Source organism: Streptomyces sp. NPDC002788, from assembly GCF_053592115.1.
This window is the reverse complement of sequence record NZ_JBSFVB010000023.1, coordinates 24,729-40,497: the sequence shown is the minus strand read 5'-3', so window position 1 is coordinate 40,497 and position 15,769 is coordinate 24,729. Positions and strand designations below refer to the sequence as shown.

General features: G+C 70.3%; 12 protein-coding genes. 8 read left to right on the top strand and 4 right to left on the bottom strand.

Annotated features, from left to right (window positions below; all coding sequences use genetic code 11):
* The first annotated feature begins 24 nt into the window (after positions 1-24).
* Positions 25-2,916: a vitamin B12-dependent ribonucleotide reductase gene (locus ACWD1U_RS32730; protein WP_451112991.1), complete on the top strand. Its 2,892-nt coding sequence runs from the start codon at positions 25-27 to the stop codon at positions 2,914-2,916.
* Positions 2,917-3,231: 315 nt separating this feature from the next.
* Here ACWD1U_RS32730 and ACWD1U_RS32725 read toward each other — a convergent pair whose 3' ends face one another.
* A complete protein-coding gene (locus ACWD1U_RS32725; RefSeq protein WP_451112990.1) occupies positions 3,232-3,765 on the bottom strand; it encodes a TerD family protein in 534 nt (177 codons plus the stop codon).
* A gap of 153 nt (positions 3,766-3,918) precedes the next feature.
* Here ACWD1U_RS32725 and ACWD1U_RS32720 point away from each other — a divergent pair, with 153 nt between their 5' ends.
* The 3 genes from ACWD1U_RS32720 (at position 3,919) to ACWD1U_RS32710 (ending at position 6,304) form a co-directional block, all read left to right on the top strand.
* Complete coding sequence (locus tag ACWD1U_RS32720) at positions 3,919-4,524, top strand: YdbC family protein (protein ID WP_451112989.1); 606 nt, start codon at positions 3,919-3,921, stop codon at positions 4,522-4,524.
* 198 nt (positions 4,525-4,722) lie between these two features.
* Positions 4,723-5,382: a histidine phosphatase family protein gene (locus ACWD1U_RS32715; protein ID WP_451112988.1), complete on the top strand. Its 660-nt coding sequence runs from the start codon at positions 4,723-4,725 to the stop codon at positions 5,380-5,382.
* A gap of 13 nt (positions 5,383-5,395) precedes the next feature.
* Complete coding sequence (locus ACWD1U_RS32710; protein ID WP_451112987.1) at positions 5,396-6,304, top strand: ADP-ribosylglycohydrolase family protein; 909 nt, start codon at positions 5,396-5,398, stop codon at positions 6,302-6,304.
* A 347-nt stretch (positions 6,305-6,651) separates the two neighbouring features.
* Here ACWD1U_RS32710 and ACWD1U_RS32705 read toward each other — a convergent pair whose 3' ends face one another.
* Positions 6,652-8,199, bottom strand: a complete 1,548-nt coding sequence (locus ACWD1U_RS32705) for an MFS transporter (RefSeq protein ID WP_451112986.1) — start codon at positions 8,197-8,199, stop codon at positions 6,652-6,654.
* Positions 8,200-8,387: 188 nt separating this feature from the next.
* Between ACWD1U_RS32705 and ACWD1U_RS32700 the strand changes: the two genes are divergently transcribed.
* From ACWD1U_RS32700 to ACWD1U_RS32690, 3 genes are all read left to right on the top strand, one after another.
* On the top strand, positions 8,388-9,008 hold the full coding sequence (locus ACWD1U_RS32700; RefSeq protein WP_451112985.1) for a TetR/AcrR family transcriptional regulator: 621 nt from the start codon (positions 8,388-8,390) through the stop codon (positions 9,006-9,008).
* Positions 9,009-9,090: 82 nt separating this feature from the next.
* A complete protein-coding gene (locus tag ACWD1U_RS32695) occupies positions 9,091-9,792 on the top strand; it encodes a ribonuclease HII (protein ID WP_451112984.1) in 702 nt (233 codons plus the stop codon).
* 68 nt (positions 9,793-9,860) lie between these two features.
* Positions 9,861-10,490: a hypothetical protein gene (locus ACWD1U_RS32690; protein ID WP_451112983.1), complete on the top strand. Its 630-nt coding sequence runs from the start codon at positions 9,861-9,863 to the stop codon at positions 10,488-10,490.
* A gap of 252 nt (positions 10,491-10,742) precedes the next feature.
* On the opposite strand, the gene ACWD1U_RS32685 is transcribed toward ACWD1U_RS32690, so the two are convergent.
* On the bottom strand, positions 10,743-11,354 hold the full coding sequence (locus ACWD1U_RS32685) for a hypothetical protein (RefSeq protein WP_451112982.1): 612 nt from the start codon (positions 11,352-11,354) through the stop codon (positions 10,743-10,745).
* Positions 11,355-11,724: 370 nt separating this feature from the next.
* Positions 11,725-13,887 (bottom strand): RecQ family ATP-dependent DNA helicase, encoded by a 2,163-nt coding sequence (locus ACWD1U_RS32680; RefSeq protein ID WP_451113039.1) that lies wholly within the window; start codon positions 13,885-13,887, stop codon positions 11,725-11,727.
* A gap of 143 nt (positions 13,888-14,030) precedes the next feature.
* Here ACWD1U_RS32680 and ACWD1U_RS32675 point away from each other — a divergent pair, with 143 nt between their 5' ends.
* Positions 14,031-15,680, top strand: coding sequence for a DUF4192 family protein (locus ACWD1U_RS32675; RefSeq protein WP_451112981.1), 1,650 nt, complete (start codon positions 14,031-14,033; stop codon positions 15,678-15,680).
* The last annotated feature ends 89 nt before the right edge of the window (positions 15,681-15,769 follow it).

The window sequence follows — 15,769 nt, the reverse complement described above, 5'->3', positions numbered from 1 at the left end:
TTTTCGCCCGTACAGGGAGGCGGCATGACAGAGACGGCGAGCGGTCCGGCACGGAGTTCCCGCGCCAAGAGCACCAGGGCGAGCAAGGGCCTGCGTGTCGAGCGCATCCACACCACCCCTGGGGTGCACCCCTACGACGAGGTGGCCTGGGAGCGCCGTGACGTCGTCATGACCAACTGGCGCGACGGCTCGGTCAACTTCGAGCAGCGCGGCGTGGAGTTCCCCGACTTCTGGTCGGTGAACGCGGTCAACATCGTCACCAGCAAGTACTTCCGCGGTGCAGTGGGTACCCCCCAGCGCGAGGTCAGCCTCAAGCAGCTGATCGACCGCATCGTGAAGACGTACCGGAAGGCCGGTGAGGACCACAAGTACTTCGCCTCGCCCGCCGACGCCGAGATCTTCGAGCACGAGCTGGCGTACGCCCTGCTGCACCAGATCTTCAGCTTCAACAGCCCCGTCTGGTTCAACGTGGGCACGCCGCAGCCCCAGCAGGTCTCCGCCTGTTTCATCCTGTCCGTCGACGACTCCATGGAGTCGATCCTCGACTGGTACAAGGAAGAGGGCATGATCTTCAAGGGCGGCTCCGGCGCCGGCCTGAACCTCTCCCGCATCCGCTCCTCCAAGGAGCTGCTGTCCTCCGGCGGCAATGCCTCCGGCCCGGTCTCCTTCATGCGCGGCGCCGACGCCTCGGCAGGAACGATCAAGTCCGGTGGCGCCACACGCCGCGCCGCCAAGATGGTCGTCCTCGACGTGGACCACCCCGACATCGAGGACTTCATCGAGACCAAGGTCAAGGAAGAGGAGAAGATCCGCGTCCTGCGCGACGCGGGCTTCGACATGGACCTGGGCGGCGACGACATCGCGTCCGTTCAGTACCAGAACGCCAACAACTCCGTCCGCGTCAACGACGAGTTCATGAAGGCGGTCGAGCAGAGCGGCCAGTTCGGGCTGCGCGGCCGGATGACCGGCGAGGTCATCGAGGAGGTCGACGCCAAGAGCCTCTTCCGCAAGATCGCCGAGGCCGCCTGGGCCTGTGCCGACCCCGGCATCCAGTACGACGACACCATCAACACCTGGCACACCTGCCCCGAGTCCGGCCGCATCACCGCGTCGAACCCGTGCAGCGAGTACATGCACCTGGACAACACGTCCTGCAACCTGGCCTCGCTGAACCTGATGAAGTTCCTGAAGGACGACGGCAAGGGCAACCAGTCCTTCGAGGCCGAGCGCTTCCAGAAGGTCGTCGAGCTGGTCATCACCGCGATGGACATCTCGATCTGCTTCGCGGACTTCCCGACCCAGAAGATCGGCGAGAACACGCGCGCGTTCCGCCAGCTCGGCATCGGCTACGCCAACCTCGGCGCCCTGCTGATGGCCACCGGCCACGCCTACGACTCCGCCGGCGGTCGCGCCCTCGCCGGCGCCATCACCTCGCTGATGACCGGCACGGCCTACCGCCGCTCCGCCGAACTCGCCTCGGTGGTCGGCCCGTACGACGGTTATGCCCGCAACGCCGATGCCCACAAGCGCGTCATGAAGCAGCACTCGGACGCCAACGACAAGGCCGTCCGCATGGACGACCTGGACACCCCGGTGTGGGCCGCCGCCAGCGAGGCCTGGGGAGATGTCCTTCGCCTCGGCGAGAAGAACGGCTTCCGTAACTCCCAGGCGTCCGTGCTCGCCCCGACCGGCACCATCGGCCTCGCGATGTCCTGCGACACCACCGGTGTCGAGCCCGACCTCGCGCTGGTCAAGTTCAAGAAGCTGGTCGGCGGCGGCTCGATGCAGATCGTCAACGGCACCGTCCCGCAGGCCCTGCGCCGCCTCGGTTACCTGGAAGAGCAGATCGAGGCGATCGTCGCCCACATCGCCGACCACGGCAACGTGATCGACGCCCCCGGCCTCAAGCCCGAGCACTACGAGGTGTTCGACTGCGCCATGGGCGAGCGCGCCATCTCCCCGATGGGCCACGTCCGCATGATGGCCGCGATCCAGCCGTGGATCTCCGGCGCCATCTCCAAGACGGTCAACATGCCGGAGACGGCGACCGTCGAGGAGGTCGAGGAGATCTACTTCGAGGCCTGGAAGCTGGGCGTCAAGGCACTCGCGATCTACCGCGACAACTGCAAGGTCGGCCAGCCCCTCTCCGCGAAGACCAAGGAGAAGGAGAAGGCCGAGATCACCGAGAAGGCCGAGGAGACGATCCGGACCGCGGTCGAGAAGGTCGTCGAGTACCGCCCGGTCCGCAAGCGCCTCCCGAAGGGACGTCCCGGCATCACCACGTCCTTCACCGTCGGCGGTGCCGAGGGCTACATGACCGCCAACTCCTACCCGGACGACGGTCTCGGTGAGGTCTTCCTGAAGATGTCCAAGCAGGGCTCGACCCTCGCGGGCATGATGGACGCCTTCTCCATCGCGGTCTCCGTCGGCCTCCAGTACGGCGTGCCGCTGGAGACGTACGTCTCGAAGTTCACCAACATGCGCTTCGAGCCGGCCGGTATGACGGACGACCCGGACGTGCGGATGGCGCAGTCGATCGTCGACTACATCTTCCGCCGCCTGGCGCTGGACTTCCTGCCCTTCGAGACGCGCTCCGCGCTCGGCATCCACTCCGCCGAGGAGCGTCAGCGGCACCTGGAGACCGGTTCGTACGAGCCGAACGAGGACGAGGTCGACGTCGAGGGCCTGGCCCAGTCGGCACCGCGTGCCCAGGAGCTGAAGGCCGTCTTGCCGCCGAAGCAGGAAGAGGCGGCCAAGCCCGCCCCGCAGCAGGCCCACACCAGTGCTGAACTGGTGGAGATGCAGTTGGGCATCCAGGCCGACGCCCCGCTGTGCTTCTCCTGCGGTACGAAGATGCAGCGCGCCGGCTCCTGCTACATCTGCGAGGGCTGCGGCTCGACGAGCGGCTGCAGCTGACGCCGACCGCTTGAGCCCATGACAGAGGGGCACCGCCTTCGGGCCGGTGCCCCTCTTGTGTTCGACCCCTGTGCGACATCGACCTCGCGCAGAGCCCTGCCGGACCGAGACGGGCCGCACGGTGAGCGGATCTCCGCCGGGATGAGGGCACCGGCACGGTGAGCGGCAGGCACAGGGCGAGCCAGGGCAGCAGGCCGTTCTCCGTACGGATGTGCCGCCCCTCTTCCGGGCGGCGGGGGCGACGTTCGACCTGGCGGCCGTCGACCAGCCGGGCTCGCTGTCCCAGCCGTCCGGAACACCGAGCTCATGGCCGGCTCATGGCCGGTGCGCCGCCCCCATCGTCCTGGTGAACTCCACGGGGTCTCCCTCGTAGCCATGGAGGCCGGGGCGGAACTCCCACGGGCCGGAGCCCTCCCGGGCGAACTCGGCGACCGTGGTGGCCGTGGCCCCGAGAACACTGCCGAAGTCGTCCTCGGCCAGGACCGTGTAACCCTCGCGGATGCGCAGGCCGGGGTTCACCACACTGACGAACGTGCGTTCCGCCGGGCGCTGCTGGATGACGACACCCACCACCACGCGCGCGTAGCGCTTGTCGAGCCGGTCGAGCTCCAGCGTCATGACCTCGTCGTAGCCGAAGCCCTGGCCGTCCTTGCTGTCCCGGTTGAGATAGATCGTTCCGTCGGGCGAGCGGCTGTCGAAGTGCACCACGTAGGCGGGGTCGCCGTGTGGAGCGTCCGCCAGGTAGGTGGCTGCGACGAGGTCCAGGTCGGTGGACGGCTGCCCCGCCGGACTGGGATCCCACCGCATCGCGATCTCGACCTTGCGAAGCCCCTTGTTGAGCCCGTCCACCCAAGTCCCCTTCCCCGTACCGATCGCACGTCCGCCCAACTGCCGGGCGCTGACGACTGCTTGTCCATCCTGCCACGAGCGCGGGTGCCTGCGTGGGGGAGCGGCCCGGCCGAGAGTGACCGACGCCACGCTCGGGGGCCTTACCATGGCGCGGTGCTGGTCAAGTGGATTCGCTGCACCGTGGTGGACCGCCGCGGTTTCGAGCGGGGGCAGCGGAAGTGGGCGGGGCTTCTGGGGGAGCCGGGATTTCGCGGGCAGGGGGGTGGCTGGAGCCGAGGGCGGCCGGACGTGGCGCACATCTTCGCGTTCTGGGAGAGCCGAGCCTTCTACGACTCCTTCATGGCGCGGTCCCACGACCGGCTCGCGTCTGCGCAGTCGGGCACGTTCAAGGACGCCCAGATCAGGCTCTTCGACTACCGCTTCGACGTGAAGACCGGCTTCGAACCGCGCTTCACGGACGCCGACCTGCTGCGGGTGGCGCTCTGCCGCGTCCACGAGGAGCGGGCCGAGCATTTCGTCCTGATGCAGGAGAAGGTCTGGAACCCGGCGATGGCCGGCTCGCCCGGCATGGTGCGCGGGCTCTTCGGTGAGGCGCCCGGGAACGAGTACCTGGTGCTGTCGATGTGGCGGTCGGCCGCCGAGCACGGCAAGTACCGCACCGAACGCGTGGAGCGGCTCGCCCTGAGGGCACAGACGGATGCGGACGTGGCCGCACTCACCGGGGACGTGGTCGACATGGAGCCGAGCTGGACGGTCTGACCCGGGCGGGCAGGGTGGTGCACCACGACCCCGGAGGGCGGGCCCCGGGGAGGAGCGACCCGATTGAGCCCGGACGGAGGACTTCCGGCCGAACATGAGTGCGACCGGTGCGACCTGAGGTGCAGGATCTGTGTGACCTACGCTGTAAGGGTGCGGCACGAGTGCTCGACGGGCTCTCACCCGATCTAGGGTTTTGGCATGGCACGACCACGGCGCATCGTCCTTGTCCGGCACGGCGAGTCAACGGGCAATGTTGATGACACCGTGTACGAGCGTGAACCCGACCATGCCCTTGCCCTGACCGAGCGGGGCCGGCGCCAGGCGGAGGCCACGGGCGAGCAGCTGCGCGAGCTGTTCGGCGGCGAGCGCGTCAGCGTGTACGTCTCCCCGTACCGCCGTACGCACGAAACCCTGCGCGCCTTCCACCTCGAACCCGGGCTCATACGCGTCCGCGAGGAACCGCGGCTGCGCGAGCAGGACTGGGGCAACTGGCAGGACCGCGACGAGGTCCGCCTCCAGAAGGCCTACCGGGACGCGTACGGCCACTTCTTCTATCGCTTCGCGCAGGGCGAGTCCGGAGCCGACGTCTACGACCGGGTCGGCGGGTTCCTGGAGAGCCTGTTCCGCAGTTTCGAGGACCCCGACCATCCGCCGAACGTCCTGATCGTGACCCATGGTCTGGCCATGCGGCTGTTCTGTATGCGGTGGTTCCACTGGACGGTCGCGGAGTTCGAGTCGCTGTCGAATCCGGGGAACGGCGAGATGCGGATGCTCGTTCTGGGAGGCGACGGCAAGTACACGCTCGACCGGCCGTTCGTTCGCTGGCGAGACCCCGAACCGTACGGGATCACCGGATAGAGTGGGCAGGGCGATGACCGCTGATTCCTCCACCGACGTGCGCCTGGACCGCGCCCTGGCCGGCCTGCGCGGACTGTCCGTCGGGGACGCCCTGGGTTCCCGGTACTTCGTGCCGGTGAACTACGCGCTGCTGAAGCGCCGCGAGGTGCCGCACGGGCCGTGGCAGTGGACCGACGACACGGAGATGGCCTGCTCCGTCGTCGCCGTCCTGGCCGCACACCACCGCATCGACCAGGACGCCCTCGCCCGTTCCTTCGCCGAGCATCACGATGTCGACCGGGGCTACGGACCTGCGGTCAACCGCCTGCTGCGGCTCGTCCGAGAGGGCGGCGACTGGCGCGAGCTCGCTGCCGCGCTCTTCCACGGCCACGGATCCTGGGGCAACGGCGCCGCGATGCGGATCGCCCCGCTGGGGGCCTGGTACGCCGACGACCCGGAACAGGCGACCCACCAGGCGGAGATCTCCGCCTACACCACCCACCAGCACCGCGAGGCCGTCGTCGGCGCCATGGCCGTCGCCGCGGCCGCCGCGTTCGCCGCCGCACCCGGTGGTCCGCCCAGCGCCGAAGCCCTCCTCGACGGGGTCATCGACCTGGTCCCGAAGAGCGCGGTGGGCGCGGGACTGCGCCGGGCCCGGGACATGCTCGACTACGGCGACGCGGCCACGGTGGCGGCGGTGCTGGGGTGCGGCCGGCGGACGACCGCCCACGACACCGTGCCCTTCGCTCTCTGGTCGGCCGCGCGAAGCCTGGGTGACTTCGAGCAGGCCTTCTGGACGACCGCCCAGGCCGGCGGGGACGTCGACACCACCTGCGCGATCGTCGGCGGCGTGATCGCCTCGGGGAAGGTGGGGACGCCGCCCGCGGTGTGGGTGGAGCGCACGGAGCCGCTTCCGGACTGGATGCCCACGTCGGCCTCCTAGCCTTTCCGCTTCGCGAACTCTCCGTATATATCGGGAACTCTCCGTGACCGGCCATGCGTTGTCGTGACATCCGCTGTGCGAGCCCTCAGGGCATCCGCACGCCGGAGATCCGTCGGGAGCGCAAGGGGGTGGCCATGGAGGTTCTGCTCGCGGTCCTGTTCCGCGGGTGGGGTGTTCTCGCCCGCCGTGTGGGACACGCGGGGGTGGCCGGACCGCTGCCCGCGGCGTTCGTCCCCCGGGCATGGTCCGGCCACCCGCGCTCGGTCGTGAACCAGCCCGGCGGCTGCCGACGGGACTGCGTCGCGCCCGTCGGTGGCCCGCCGGAGCTGGCCGTCGGAGCCCTCCCGTCAGCCGATCCCCGGCCCGGTGGAGCCGGAGAGCGCCTCCAGGTCGCTCTTGCGGACCCGGATCACCAGCCAGGCGGTGGCCAGAGCGAGAACGGCCATCGCGGCGGCCGGGATGAAGGCCGCGGAAATGCCCTGGGCCAGCACCTCGTGCCCCCACGGCGCGGGCAGTTGCCGCGTCCTCGCGAACTCCGCCTTCTGCTCCGCGGAGCCCTCGGCCATGAACTGCGGAAGCTGCTTCTCCGCCTCGTCCCTGGTCGCCGTGCCGAAGACGGTCGTCAGGATGGACAGCCCCAGCGAACCGCCCACTTGCTGCGTCGTGTTGAGCAACCCGGACGCGGCGCCGGCCTCGTGCTGGGCGACACCCGAGACCGCGGTGAGCGTCAGCGTCACGAAGTTCAGTCCCATGCCGAAGCCGAACACCAGCATCGGGCCGAGCACCCCGCCGATGTAGGAACTGTCGGAGGTGATGAGCGCCTGCCAGGCCAGTCCGATCATCGCGAGCGCCGAACCTGCGACCATGAAGGGCTTGGGCCCCAGCACCGGCAGGAACCGCTGCGACAGACCCGCGCCGAGCGCGATCACGACCGTGACCGGCAGGAACGCCAGCCCCGCCTCGATCGGGCTGTAGCCGAGCACGTTCTGCACGAACAGCACGATGTAGAAGAACATGCCGAACATCGCCGCAGCCAGGCTCAGCATGATCACGTACGTGCCCGAGCGGTTCCGGTCGGCGAACATCCGCAGTGGGGTGATCGGCTCCTTGGCCCGGGACTCGATGAGCCCGAAGGCCAGCAGCAGCACCACCGCGGCGCCGAACGACCCGATGGTGAAGGTGTCCCGCCAGCCCTCGTCCGCAGCGCGGATGAAGCCGTAGACCAGGGACGCCATGCCCGCGGTCGAGGTCACCGCACCCGCGATGTCGAACCGGCCGGAGTGCCGCTCGGACTCGCTGATGTAGAGCGGGGTGAGCACGGCTATCAGCACGCCGATCGGCACGTTCACGAAGAGCACCCAGCGCCAGTCGAGCCACTCGGTGAGCATGCCGCCCGTGAGCAGGCCGATGGCACCGCCGCCCGCGGACACGGCGGCGAAGACGCCGAAGGCCCGGTTGCGCTCCGGGCCCTCGGGGAACGTGGTGGTGATGAGCGCCAGCGAGGTGGGCGACGCGATCGCGCCTCCCACGCCCTGCAGGACGCGTGCCGCCAGCAGCTGCCAGGGTTCCTGGGCGAGTCCACCGAGCAGGGAGGCGAGGGTGAACAGCAGGATGCCGGTCATGAAGACCCGGCGGCGGCCGAGGATGTCGCCGGCGCGGCCGCCGAGGAGCAGCAGGCCGCCGAAGGTGAGTGTGTAGGAGCTGACGACCCAGGTGAGGTCGGTGGTGCTGAACTCGAGCGCGTCTTGAATGTGCGGGAGAGCGATGTTCACAATCGTCGCATCGAGTACCACCATGAGTTGGCAGGCCGCGATGACGGCGAGCGCGATACCGGGGTGTCCCTCCCGGCGTGCCGCACCTGGCTTCTGGTCCTGGAACAATGGAGAGGTTGTCACTATAAGTCCCCCACGAATGCCTTAGTGAACGCTCGCGTTCACTGTGGCGTCAACCGTAGTGAGTCCCCGACAGTGAACGCAAGCGTTCACTCTTGGCGTCGCCGTGCGGCATGTACCCCCGTTGAGGCCGTCCGGCGCGTCCCGTATCCCCGGAATCCCCGCTTCCCTTGTTCGTTGGAGAGAGTCAGATGGTCACCCCCAGCTGGGCGGACACCCCCGCTCGGACGACCACTCGCCGTCGCGGTGTCGTGCTCGAACGCGCGATCCTCGATGCCGCGTTGGACCAACTCAGTACCGTGGGCTGGAACGGCCTGACGATGGAGGGTGTCGCCGCCGGCGCCCAGACCGGAAAGGCCGCGGTCTACCGGCGTTGGCCGTCCAAGGAGGACCTTGTCGCCGACGCCCTGCGCGCCGGACTGCCGCAGATCGACGCGACACCGGACGAGGGAAGTGTGTGCGAAGACCTCTTGGTGCTGTGCCTGCGAGCCCGTGACGCGATGTTCTCCCGCCCCGGTTTCGCGCTGCGATCGGTGATTCACGAGTGCGACCCCGCGCAGGCCGAACGCTTCCATGCAGTGATCTTCGAGGGTGTCGTGGAGCCCACTATCAGGAGGCTGCGGGAGGTCATCGAGCGTGGGATAGAGCGGGGTGAGGTGCGCCCCGACGCTGCCAACGGCTATGTCTTCGACGCCATTCCGGCGATGATGATGTACCGCTCCAAGATGTGCGGCTGCGAATGGTTGGATCATGAAATCAAGGAGATGGTCGAGCAGTTGATGGTTCCGCTGCTGCGGCCGGGCGGCGCCTGACAGGGCGGTGTGAGGGCCGTGTCCTTGCCGGCGGCGACCAGGGTGTCGCGGGCGGATCGGGGCGGCGTAACCTAGGGGCGCCATGCCGTACGAACCGCCTACTCACACCGTCGAGCGCTCCCTTCGAGCCACGACCGGAGCGAAGATCGTTGCAGGTGTCGACGAGGTGGGGCGCGGCGCGTGGGCCGGCCCCGTCACCGTCTGTGCGGCGATCACCGGACTGCGCCGCCCGCCCGAGGGCCTCACTGACTCGAAGCTGCTCACCATCAAGCGGCGCACCGAACTCGCTGAGGAGCTGCGGAAGTGGGTGACGTCGTACGCCCTGGGTCATGCCTCCCCCGAGGAGATAGACGCCTTGGGGATGACGGCCGCACTGCGGCTCGCGGCAGGGCGTGCTCTGGATGCCCTGCCGGTCCGTCCCGACGCGGTCATCCTCGACGGCAAACATGACTACCTCGGTACGCCCTGGCGGGTCCGTACGGTGATCAAGGGCGACCAGTCGTGCGTGGCGGTCGCCGCGGCCTCGGTGATCGCCAAGGTCCAGCGCGACAAAATGATGGCCGAACTGGGTCTCGACCATGCAGACTTCGGTTTTGCGGACAACGCCGGGTATCCATCACCCGTGCACAAGGCGGCACTGGCGGAGCGGGGCCCCACCCCCTTCCACCGGTTGTCGTGGGCGTATCTTGATGCGCTGCCCCAGTGGCGGCACCTCAAGAAGGTCCGCAGCTGGACGGACGGAAGCGTTCCGGAGATCGAGGGTCAGCTCGGCTTCGATTTCTGACGGTTTCGATCGCACGTACGCGCCACCCGCCCACGCGGGCCGTACCAACGTTTGATAAATATCAACCCATGCCTCTCATTCCCGAGGAGCCTCAGATTCACGAGAGTGCCCAGGGTCCCCGCGCCACTCCGGCCAGCGGCCGCACCGCGCCGACCCCTCGCCCCGTACCCGGTCCCCGTCCCGCGGCTCCGTCGCGTCCCGGTCGTCCCGGCCCTCTCCGGCCGGCGCCGCCGATGCAACGCACGCCGCGTGACGTGGCCGCCAAGCCCGCTCCGTCGGGTCCCGCCGCCGGCATCGCCGCTCCGGCCGCACCGCAGATCCAGCTGATCCCCGCTTCCGTCGAGGGGGCGCTCGACGCCGCCGAGGAAGCCGTGGACCTGCTGCTGGACTCCGGCCGCGCCCCCGGCGATGTCCTGGTGATCACGACCGGCGAGCAGCACCCGTGGGCCACCCACGAGCTGTCCTTCGGTGAGACCTCCTACTGGGCCCAGCATGACGCCGGTGACGACGTGTTCTACACGGACGCGACCGTCGCGGCCCGTGCCGCGTCGCGCCCCGTGGTCGTGGTCGCCGTCAACGGCGGTTCCGAGGCCGCAGACGCGAGCGCCCTGTCGCTGGCGCACTCCCGGGCCGAGGCCCTGCTGATCGTCTGCGGCGACCCGCAGCGGATCAACTCGGTGCTGGGCGCGGGCGTCTGAGTCGGAGCCTTGACGTCCGGTTCCGGGCGCTGAGGGCGACGTCAGCCGCCGTCACGGCGGCTCCGCGCAGCGGGTGCTTCGGCGTGGGCTGGACTGACGTGACGGTGCGCGGCCCAGCCCTGTTCGGGTGCCCGTTCCGGCAGTCGGTCCTGGACGCGTGAGTGCTTGCTCCGGCTGTCGTCGGGGCAGCGTGGTGTGCCTGACGAGGGGGCCATCGCCCCGGGCCGGTACCGGAACGGTCTGTCCGGGGACTCAGCGTGCCGCCGCTGCGCGGCGCAGTATCTCGGAGGCGGCGCCGCCGGTGCGCGGTATGGGCGGCGGCGCCTCGGACGTGGCGAACGGCTCCGGTGCCGAGGCCGAATGAGGGCGGCGTCCGCCGCGGCCCTCGCCGAGGACCTGCCAGCCGTCACGGGTCAGCGTGATGTACGCCCCGCAGCGCAGCCCGTGCAGAGTGCAGGCATCGCGCAGCCCCCACATCCACGCGCCGTCCTCCTCCGTCCAACGTGCGTCGCCCTCACGGCAGTAGAGCAGTACAGCGGTCCGTACCGGGGTACGGCGCCGCAGGTCGTGCGGGATGACCCGGCGCAGCTGCGCGAGCAGCACGTTGCGGAACATCCAGCCGTCGGCAGGCGCCGGGCGGCGGACGAACGAGGCACTCGCCCGCAGTCGCTCGTCCGGGTCGAGCACGGCGACGACAGCGGTCGCGGGCTGCGGGTGGTGCCGGGCGTGCAGTGAGCTGACGACCTCTCGCGGGTTGCGCAGCAGAGGGATCCCGGCGGCGGCCCATTCCGCGGGTTCGAGCAAGCGGTTGGCGGAAGCGGCGGTCGACGCCGCTGCCGAGGCCGGAGCGAATCCGAAGGTCACGGTCCTCCCTTCGGCTACGCGCCCACACTGCGGGCGGGGTCGGATTCCTGGGAGCGCGCACCGCAGCGAAGCCCTGCCGAGGCGGCGGGCGAGCCGTGCGGGAGCGGACCTCAATTGTTCCTGTCGAACTTGAATGCGGCAACGAGCAATTGAGGCAGCCGACCGTTATCAGATGATGCGCGGCTAATATCCCCAGCTCATGTGTCTCCGAGCCGCCCCTGGGGCGTTCGAGCCCGAGACGTTCGTACGCCACCGGGGTGTGCGGCGTCCAGAGGCGTGCACGCACCGGTCGTGCCGCCTCCTCGCGCCCGGGGCGTCTGCGCTGTTCGCGCGGATGACGGAGACGGCAGGCCGCCGCTCCGGCAGGCCGTCAGCCCTGCACCGCCAGCACCAGCGGCAACACCCCCTGCGCCCCGGCGCGTCGGAGCATCCGAGCTGCCACCGCGAGAGTCCAGCCGGTCTCCGTGTAGTCGTCCACGAGGAGGACCGGGCCTTGGGCCTCGGCGAGGGCCGATGCGAGGGCGGACGGCACGGTCAGAGCACCGTCGAGTGCCTTCAGCCGTTGGGCGCTGTTGCTCCGGGATGCCAGGTGTGCGTCTCCCGCGTACTCGACGGCGCCCAGCAGCGGCAGCCGCCCGACCTCGGCGATGCGCGCCCCCAGGGAGTGGATCAGCTGGGGCCGGGTGCGGGAGGCGACGGTGACGACGCAGACCGGGCGGTGCTGGGCGGACGTGCCCGAAGCCCAGCCGTCGGGGCCCTTGGCCCAGTCCGCCAGCACGCCGACCACGGCCTTCGCCACGTCGTCCGGCACGGGCCCGTCAGGAGCTTGGGGCGCGAACATGGGGCGCAACCGATTGCCCCAGCCGATGTCCGACAGGCGGCCCAAGGCGCGTCCTGGCGCGACCTGTTCACCGGGCGGGATGCGTCCCTTGAGGTCCACTCCGATCGCCGGCAGTCCGGTGGGCCACATCTTGCGGGGCTCCACCTCGACGCCGGCCCTGCCCAGGTCCACGCGCGCCGCGTCGAGCGCCTCCTCGGACAGGTCGGCGGTGAAGCGCGGGCCCGCGCAGTTGTCGCAGCGACCGCACGGCTTGGCGGCCTCGTCGTCCAGCTGGCGCTGCAGGAACTCCATACGGCAGTCCGCCGTCGACGCGTAGTCGCGCATGGCCTGCTGCTCGGCCTCGCGCTGGCGCGCCACCCACGCGTACCGCTCGGTGTCGTACGTCCACGGCTGCCCGGTGGCGATCCAGCCCCCCTTGACGCGTTTGACGGCCCCGTCCACGTCGAGGACCTTGAGCATGGTCTCCAGACGGGAACGCCGCAGCTCCACCAGGGGTTCCAGAGCGGGCAGCGACAGCGGCTTCTCCGCGTGCGCGAGGACGTCGAGCGTGCGGCGCACCAGGTCTTCCGAAGGGAAGGCGAGCGACGCGAAGTACTTCCAGATCGCCTCGTCCTCCTTGCCCGGGAGCAGAAGCACCTCGGCGTGCTCCACACCGCGACCCGCGCGGCCGACCTGCTGGTAGTAGGCGATGGGGGAGGAGGGCGAGCCCAAGTGCACCACGAAGCCCAGGTCGGGCTTGTCGAAACCCATACCGAGCGCGGAGGTGGCGACCAGCGCTTTCACCTTGTTGGCGAGCAGGTCCTCCTCGGCCTGCCGGCGATCGGCGTTCTCCGTCTTGCCCGTGTAGGACGCCACCGTGTGCCCGCGCTGCCGGAGGAAGGCCGTGACCTCCTCGGCGGCGGCCACGGTGAGTGTGTAGATGATCCCGGAACCCGGCAGGTCATCGAGGTGTTCGGCGAGCCAGGCCATCCGGTGTGCGGCGTCCGAGAGCCGCAGCACGCTCAGGCTCAGGCTGTCCCGGTCCAGCGGACCCCGCAGCACGAGGGCGTCCGAGGCACCGCCGGTGCCGAGCTGCTCCGCGACGTCGGCCGTCACGCGGGCGTTGGCGGTGGCGGTGGTCGCGAGCACCGGCACACCAGGCGGAAGGTCGGCGAGCATGGTGCGCAGCCGACGGTAGTCCGGCCGGAAGTCGTGTCCCCAGTCGGAGATGCAGTGCGCCTCGTCGACCACGAGGAGGCCGGTGGCGGCGGCGAGCCGGGGCAGCACCTGGTCCCGGAAGTCCGGGTTGTTGAGCCGCTCGGGACTCACGAGCAGGACGTCGACCTCACCCGCGGCGATCTCGGCCTGAACGGCCTCCCACTCCTCGGTGTTGGAGGAGTTGATGGTTCGGGCGTGGATGCCGGCCCGGGCCGCCGCCTCCACCTGGTTCCGCATGAGCGCGAGCAGCGGGGACACGATCACGGTCGGACCGCTGCCCTGCGCCCGTAGCAGCGAGGTCGCCACGAAGTACACCGCGGACTTGCCCCAGCCCGTGCGCTGGACGACCAGGGCACGGCGTCTGTCGGCGACCAGCGCCTCGATGGCCCGCCACTGGTCCTCGCGCAGCCGGGCCCCTCCCGAGACGTCCCCGACAAGACGGGCGAGGACCGCGTCGGCCGCCGCCCTGAGATCCGCGTTGCTCGTGTGCTCCATGCGTTCCATACAACAGGACGGCACCGACAGCGCGAGCGGTGCGTCGGGGGAGCGGGCGCCGCGCTGTCCGCGGATGACGTGTCCCTGATCGGACTTATCCACAGGGTCAAGCGGAGGTTTTGATTCCGCGAGATCGTCTCCGCATGACGAACCACAGCGAAGCGACTGGATCCTCCGAGAACGGCGACATCACCGGGCCGTCGGCGCATGGCGGGCACACGGACGGTGGACCGGCGAAGCGGGGCAGCGACGGGTCCGGGCCGCACGTCCCCAGCCCCGCGCACGACGGTCACAGCGGCGAGCACCAGGTCACCCTGCGCACCCCGGCCGAGCTGGCCGACGCCTTGCCGTATCTGCTCGGGTACCGCCCCGAGGACAGCATCGTCCTGGTCGCCCTGCACGACAGGGACGGACGCGGGCGGTTCGGGGGCAGGGCCAGGCTCGGCATCCCGGCGAACGCGGACGACTGGCCGTCCGCCGCCCGGCAACTGGCCCACGGCTTGGTGACGGGCAGCGAGCGCCGAGGGAGCCGGCCCGAGTCGATGGTCGCCTTCCTGTGCCAGGAGCCGGAGAAGGGCCAGTCCGGCCGGCAGGTCATGGAGCGGCTGAGGCCTCTGGCCCAGAGGCTGCGGGTCGAGTGCGGTTCCCTCGACGTGGTGGTCGTCGAGGCGCTGTGCATCTCGGAAGGCCGCTACTGGTCGTACTGCTGTGACAACGCGGCATGCTGTTCGCCCGAGGGAGCCCCCATGGGCCTGCCCGGCACGTCCGTGCTGGCCGCCGCGGCCACCTACGCCGGAATCCAGGTGCGCGGCACACTTCGGGAGCTGCGGTCCCGGCTGCTGCCCTGGGAAAACGCGGCTGCCCTCGGACAGGAGGCCGCCCTGGACACAGCCAGCATGGCGCTGGTCCCGAGGATCCTGGACGACGCGGGCCGCGCGGCCGTGGCCGACGAGACGCTGGAGCTGGCGGGTTCGATCCTGGATCGCCTCGCAGCGGCACAGCCGGTCTCCGGCATGCTCCTGGCGGATCTCCGCGACGACGAACTGCTCGGCCACGACGAGGCCGCCCGGTTGATTTTGGGCCTCCAGGACCGCGCGACCCGCGACCGCGCGGCCGCGTGGATGGAGGGCGAAGAGGCCGGCCACGCCCTGCGCCTCTGGCGGTCACTGGCCCGCCGCTGCGTCGGGCCCTACAGCGAACACGCCGCTGCCCCGCTCACCCTCGCCGGCTGGGTCGCATGGTCCACCGGCGACGAACTGGAGGCCCGGGAAGCCCTCGCCATGGCCCTGGGCGCGGATCCCGACTACCTCTTCGCCCGTCTCCTGCACCAGGCCTGCAACGAAGGTCTCGACCCGGAGTCGATCCGCAGTTGCCTGCGGGCGGAGCGCGCAGGCCGCGGGGAAGTGGCCAGCGCCCTGGAAGCGCGGACGGACGGTCGGGCTTCCGCTGAACCTGAGACAGCCGAACCCGAGCCCTCACCGACAGCGGCGCCCGCACGCCGTCGACGACGCCCCCGCCCTGCCGCCGACACGGCCTCCGGCCTCCCCCACGCGGACAGCCATGCCCCAGGCGCACGGACTCCCCGTCGCCGCACACCGGCCGACACCACACGCCCTGCCGGTGCCGCGGAAGCCGGCACGCGCCCCGCCCGCGCGAGGGCGGCGGACGCTGCTCCCTCCAGCAGGGCGCGCACAGGCGGCGCGCGAGCGCGTACGTCGAGGAAGGCCACCATGCCCTGCCGGAGCGCGGACAAGGAACGTGCACAGCCCGCCCGCACCGCCGAGGAGGAGTGAGCGTCCGACGGGCGGCTTCGACGCCCGAGGGGCCGGGCCTCGGGCGTGACTCGCAGGACGCCCACGCCGTTCACCTGAGTGGCGGAACG

Coding starts and splice junctions, on each gene's coding strand:
- ACWD1U_RS32730 (WP_451112991.1), top strand. CDS start 25: ATGACAGAGACGGCGAGCGGTCCGGCACGGAGTTCCCGCGCCAAGAGC.
- ACWD1U_RS32715 (WP_451112988.1), top strand. CDS start 4,723: ATGGCACGACCACGGCGCATCGTCCTTGTCCGGCACGGCGAGTCAACG.
- ACWD1U_RS32710 (WP_451112987.1), top strand. CDS start 5,396: ATGACCGCTGATTCCTCCACCGACGTGCGCCTGGACCGCGCCCTGGCC.
- ACWD1U_RS32700 (WP_451112985.1), top strand. CDS start 8,388: ATGGTCACCCCCAGCTGGGCGGACACCCCCGCTCGGACGACCACTCGC.
- ACWD1U_RS32695 (WP_451112984.1), top strand. CDS start 9,091: ATGCCGTACGAACCGCCTACTCACACCGTCGAGCGCTCCCTTCGAGCC.
- ACWD1U_RS32690 (WP_451112983.1), top strand. CDS start 9,861: ATGCCTCTCATTCCCGAGGAGCCTCAGATTCACGAGAGTGCCCAGGGT.
- ACWD1U_RS32680 (WP_451113039.1), bottom strand. CDS start 13,887: ATGGAGCACACGAGCAACGCGGATCTCAGGGCGGCGGCCGACGCGGTC.
- ACWD1U_RS32675 (WP_451112981.1), top strand. CDS start 14,031: ATGACGAACCACAGCGAAGCGACTGGATCCTCCGAGAACGGCGACATC.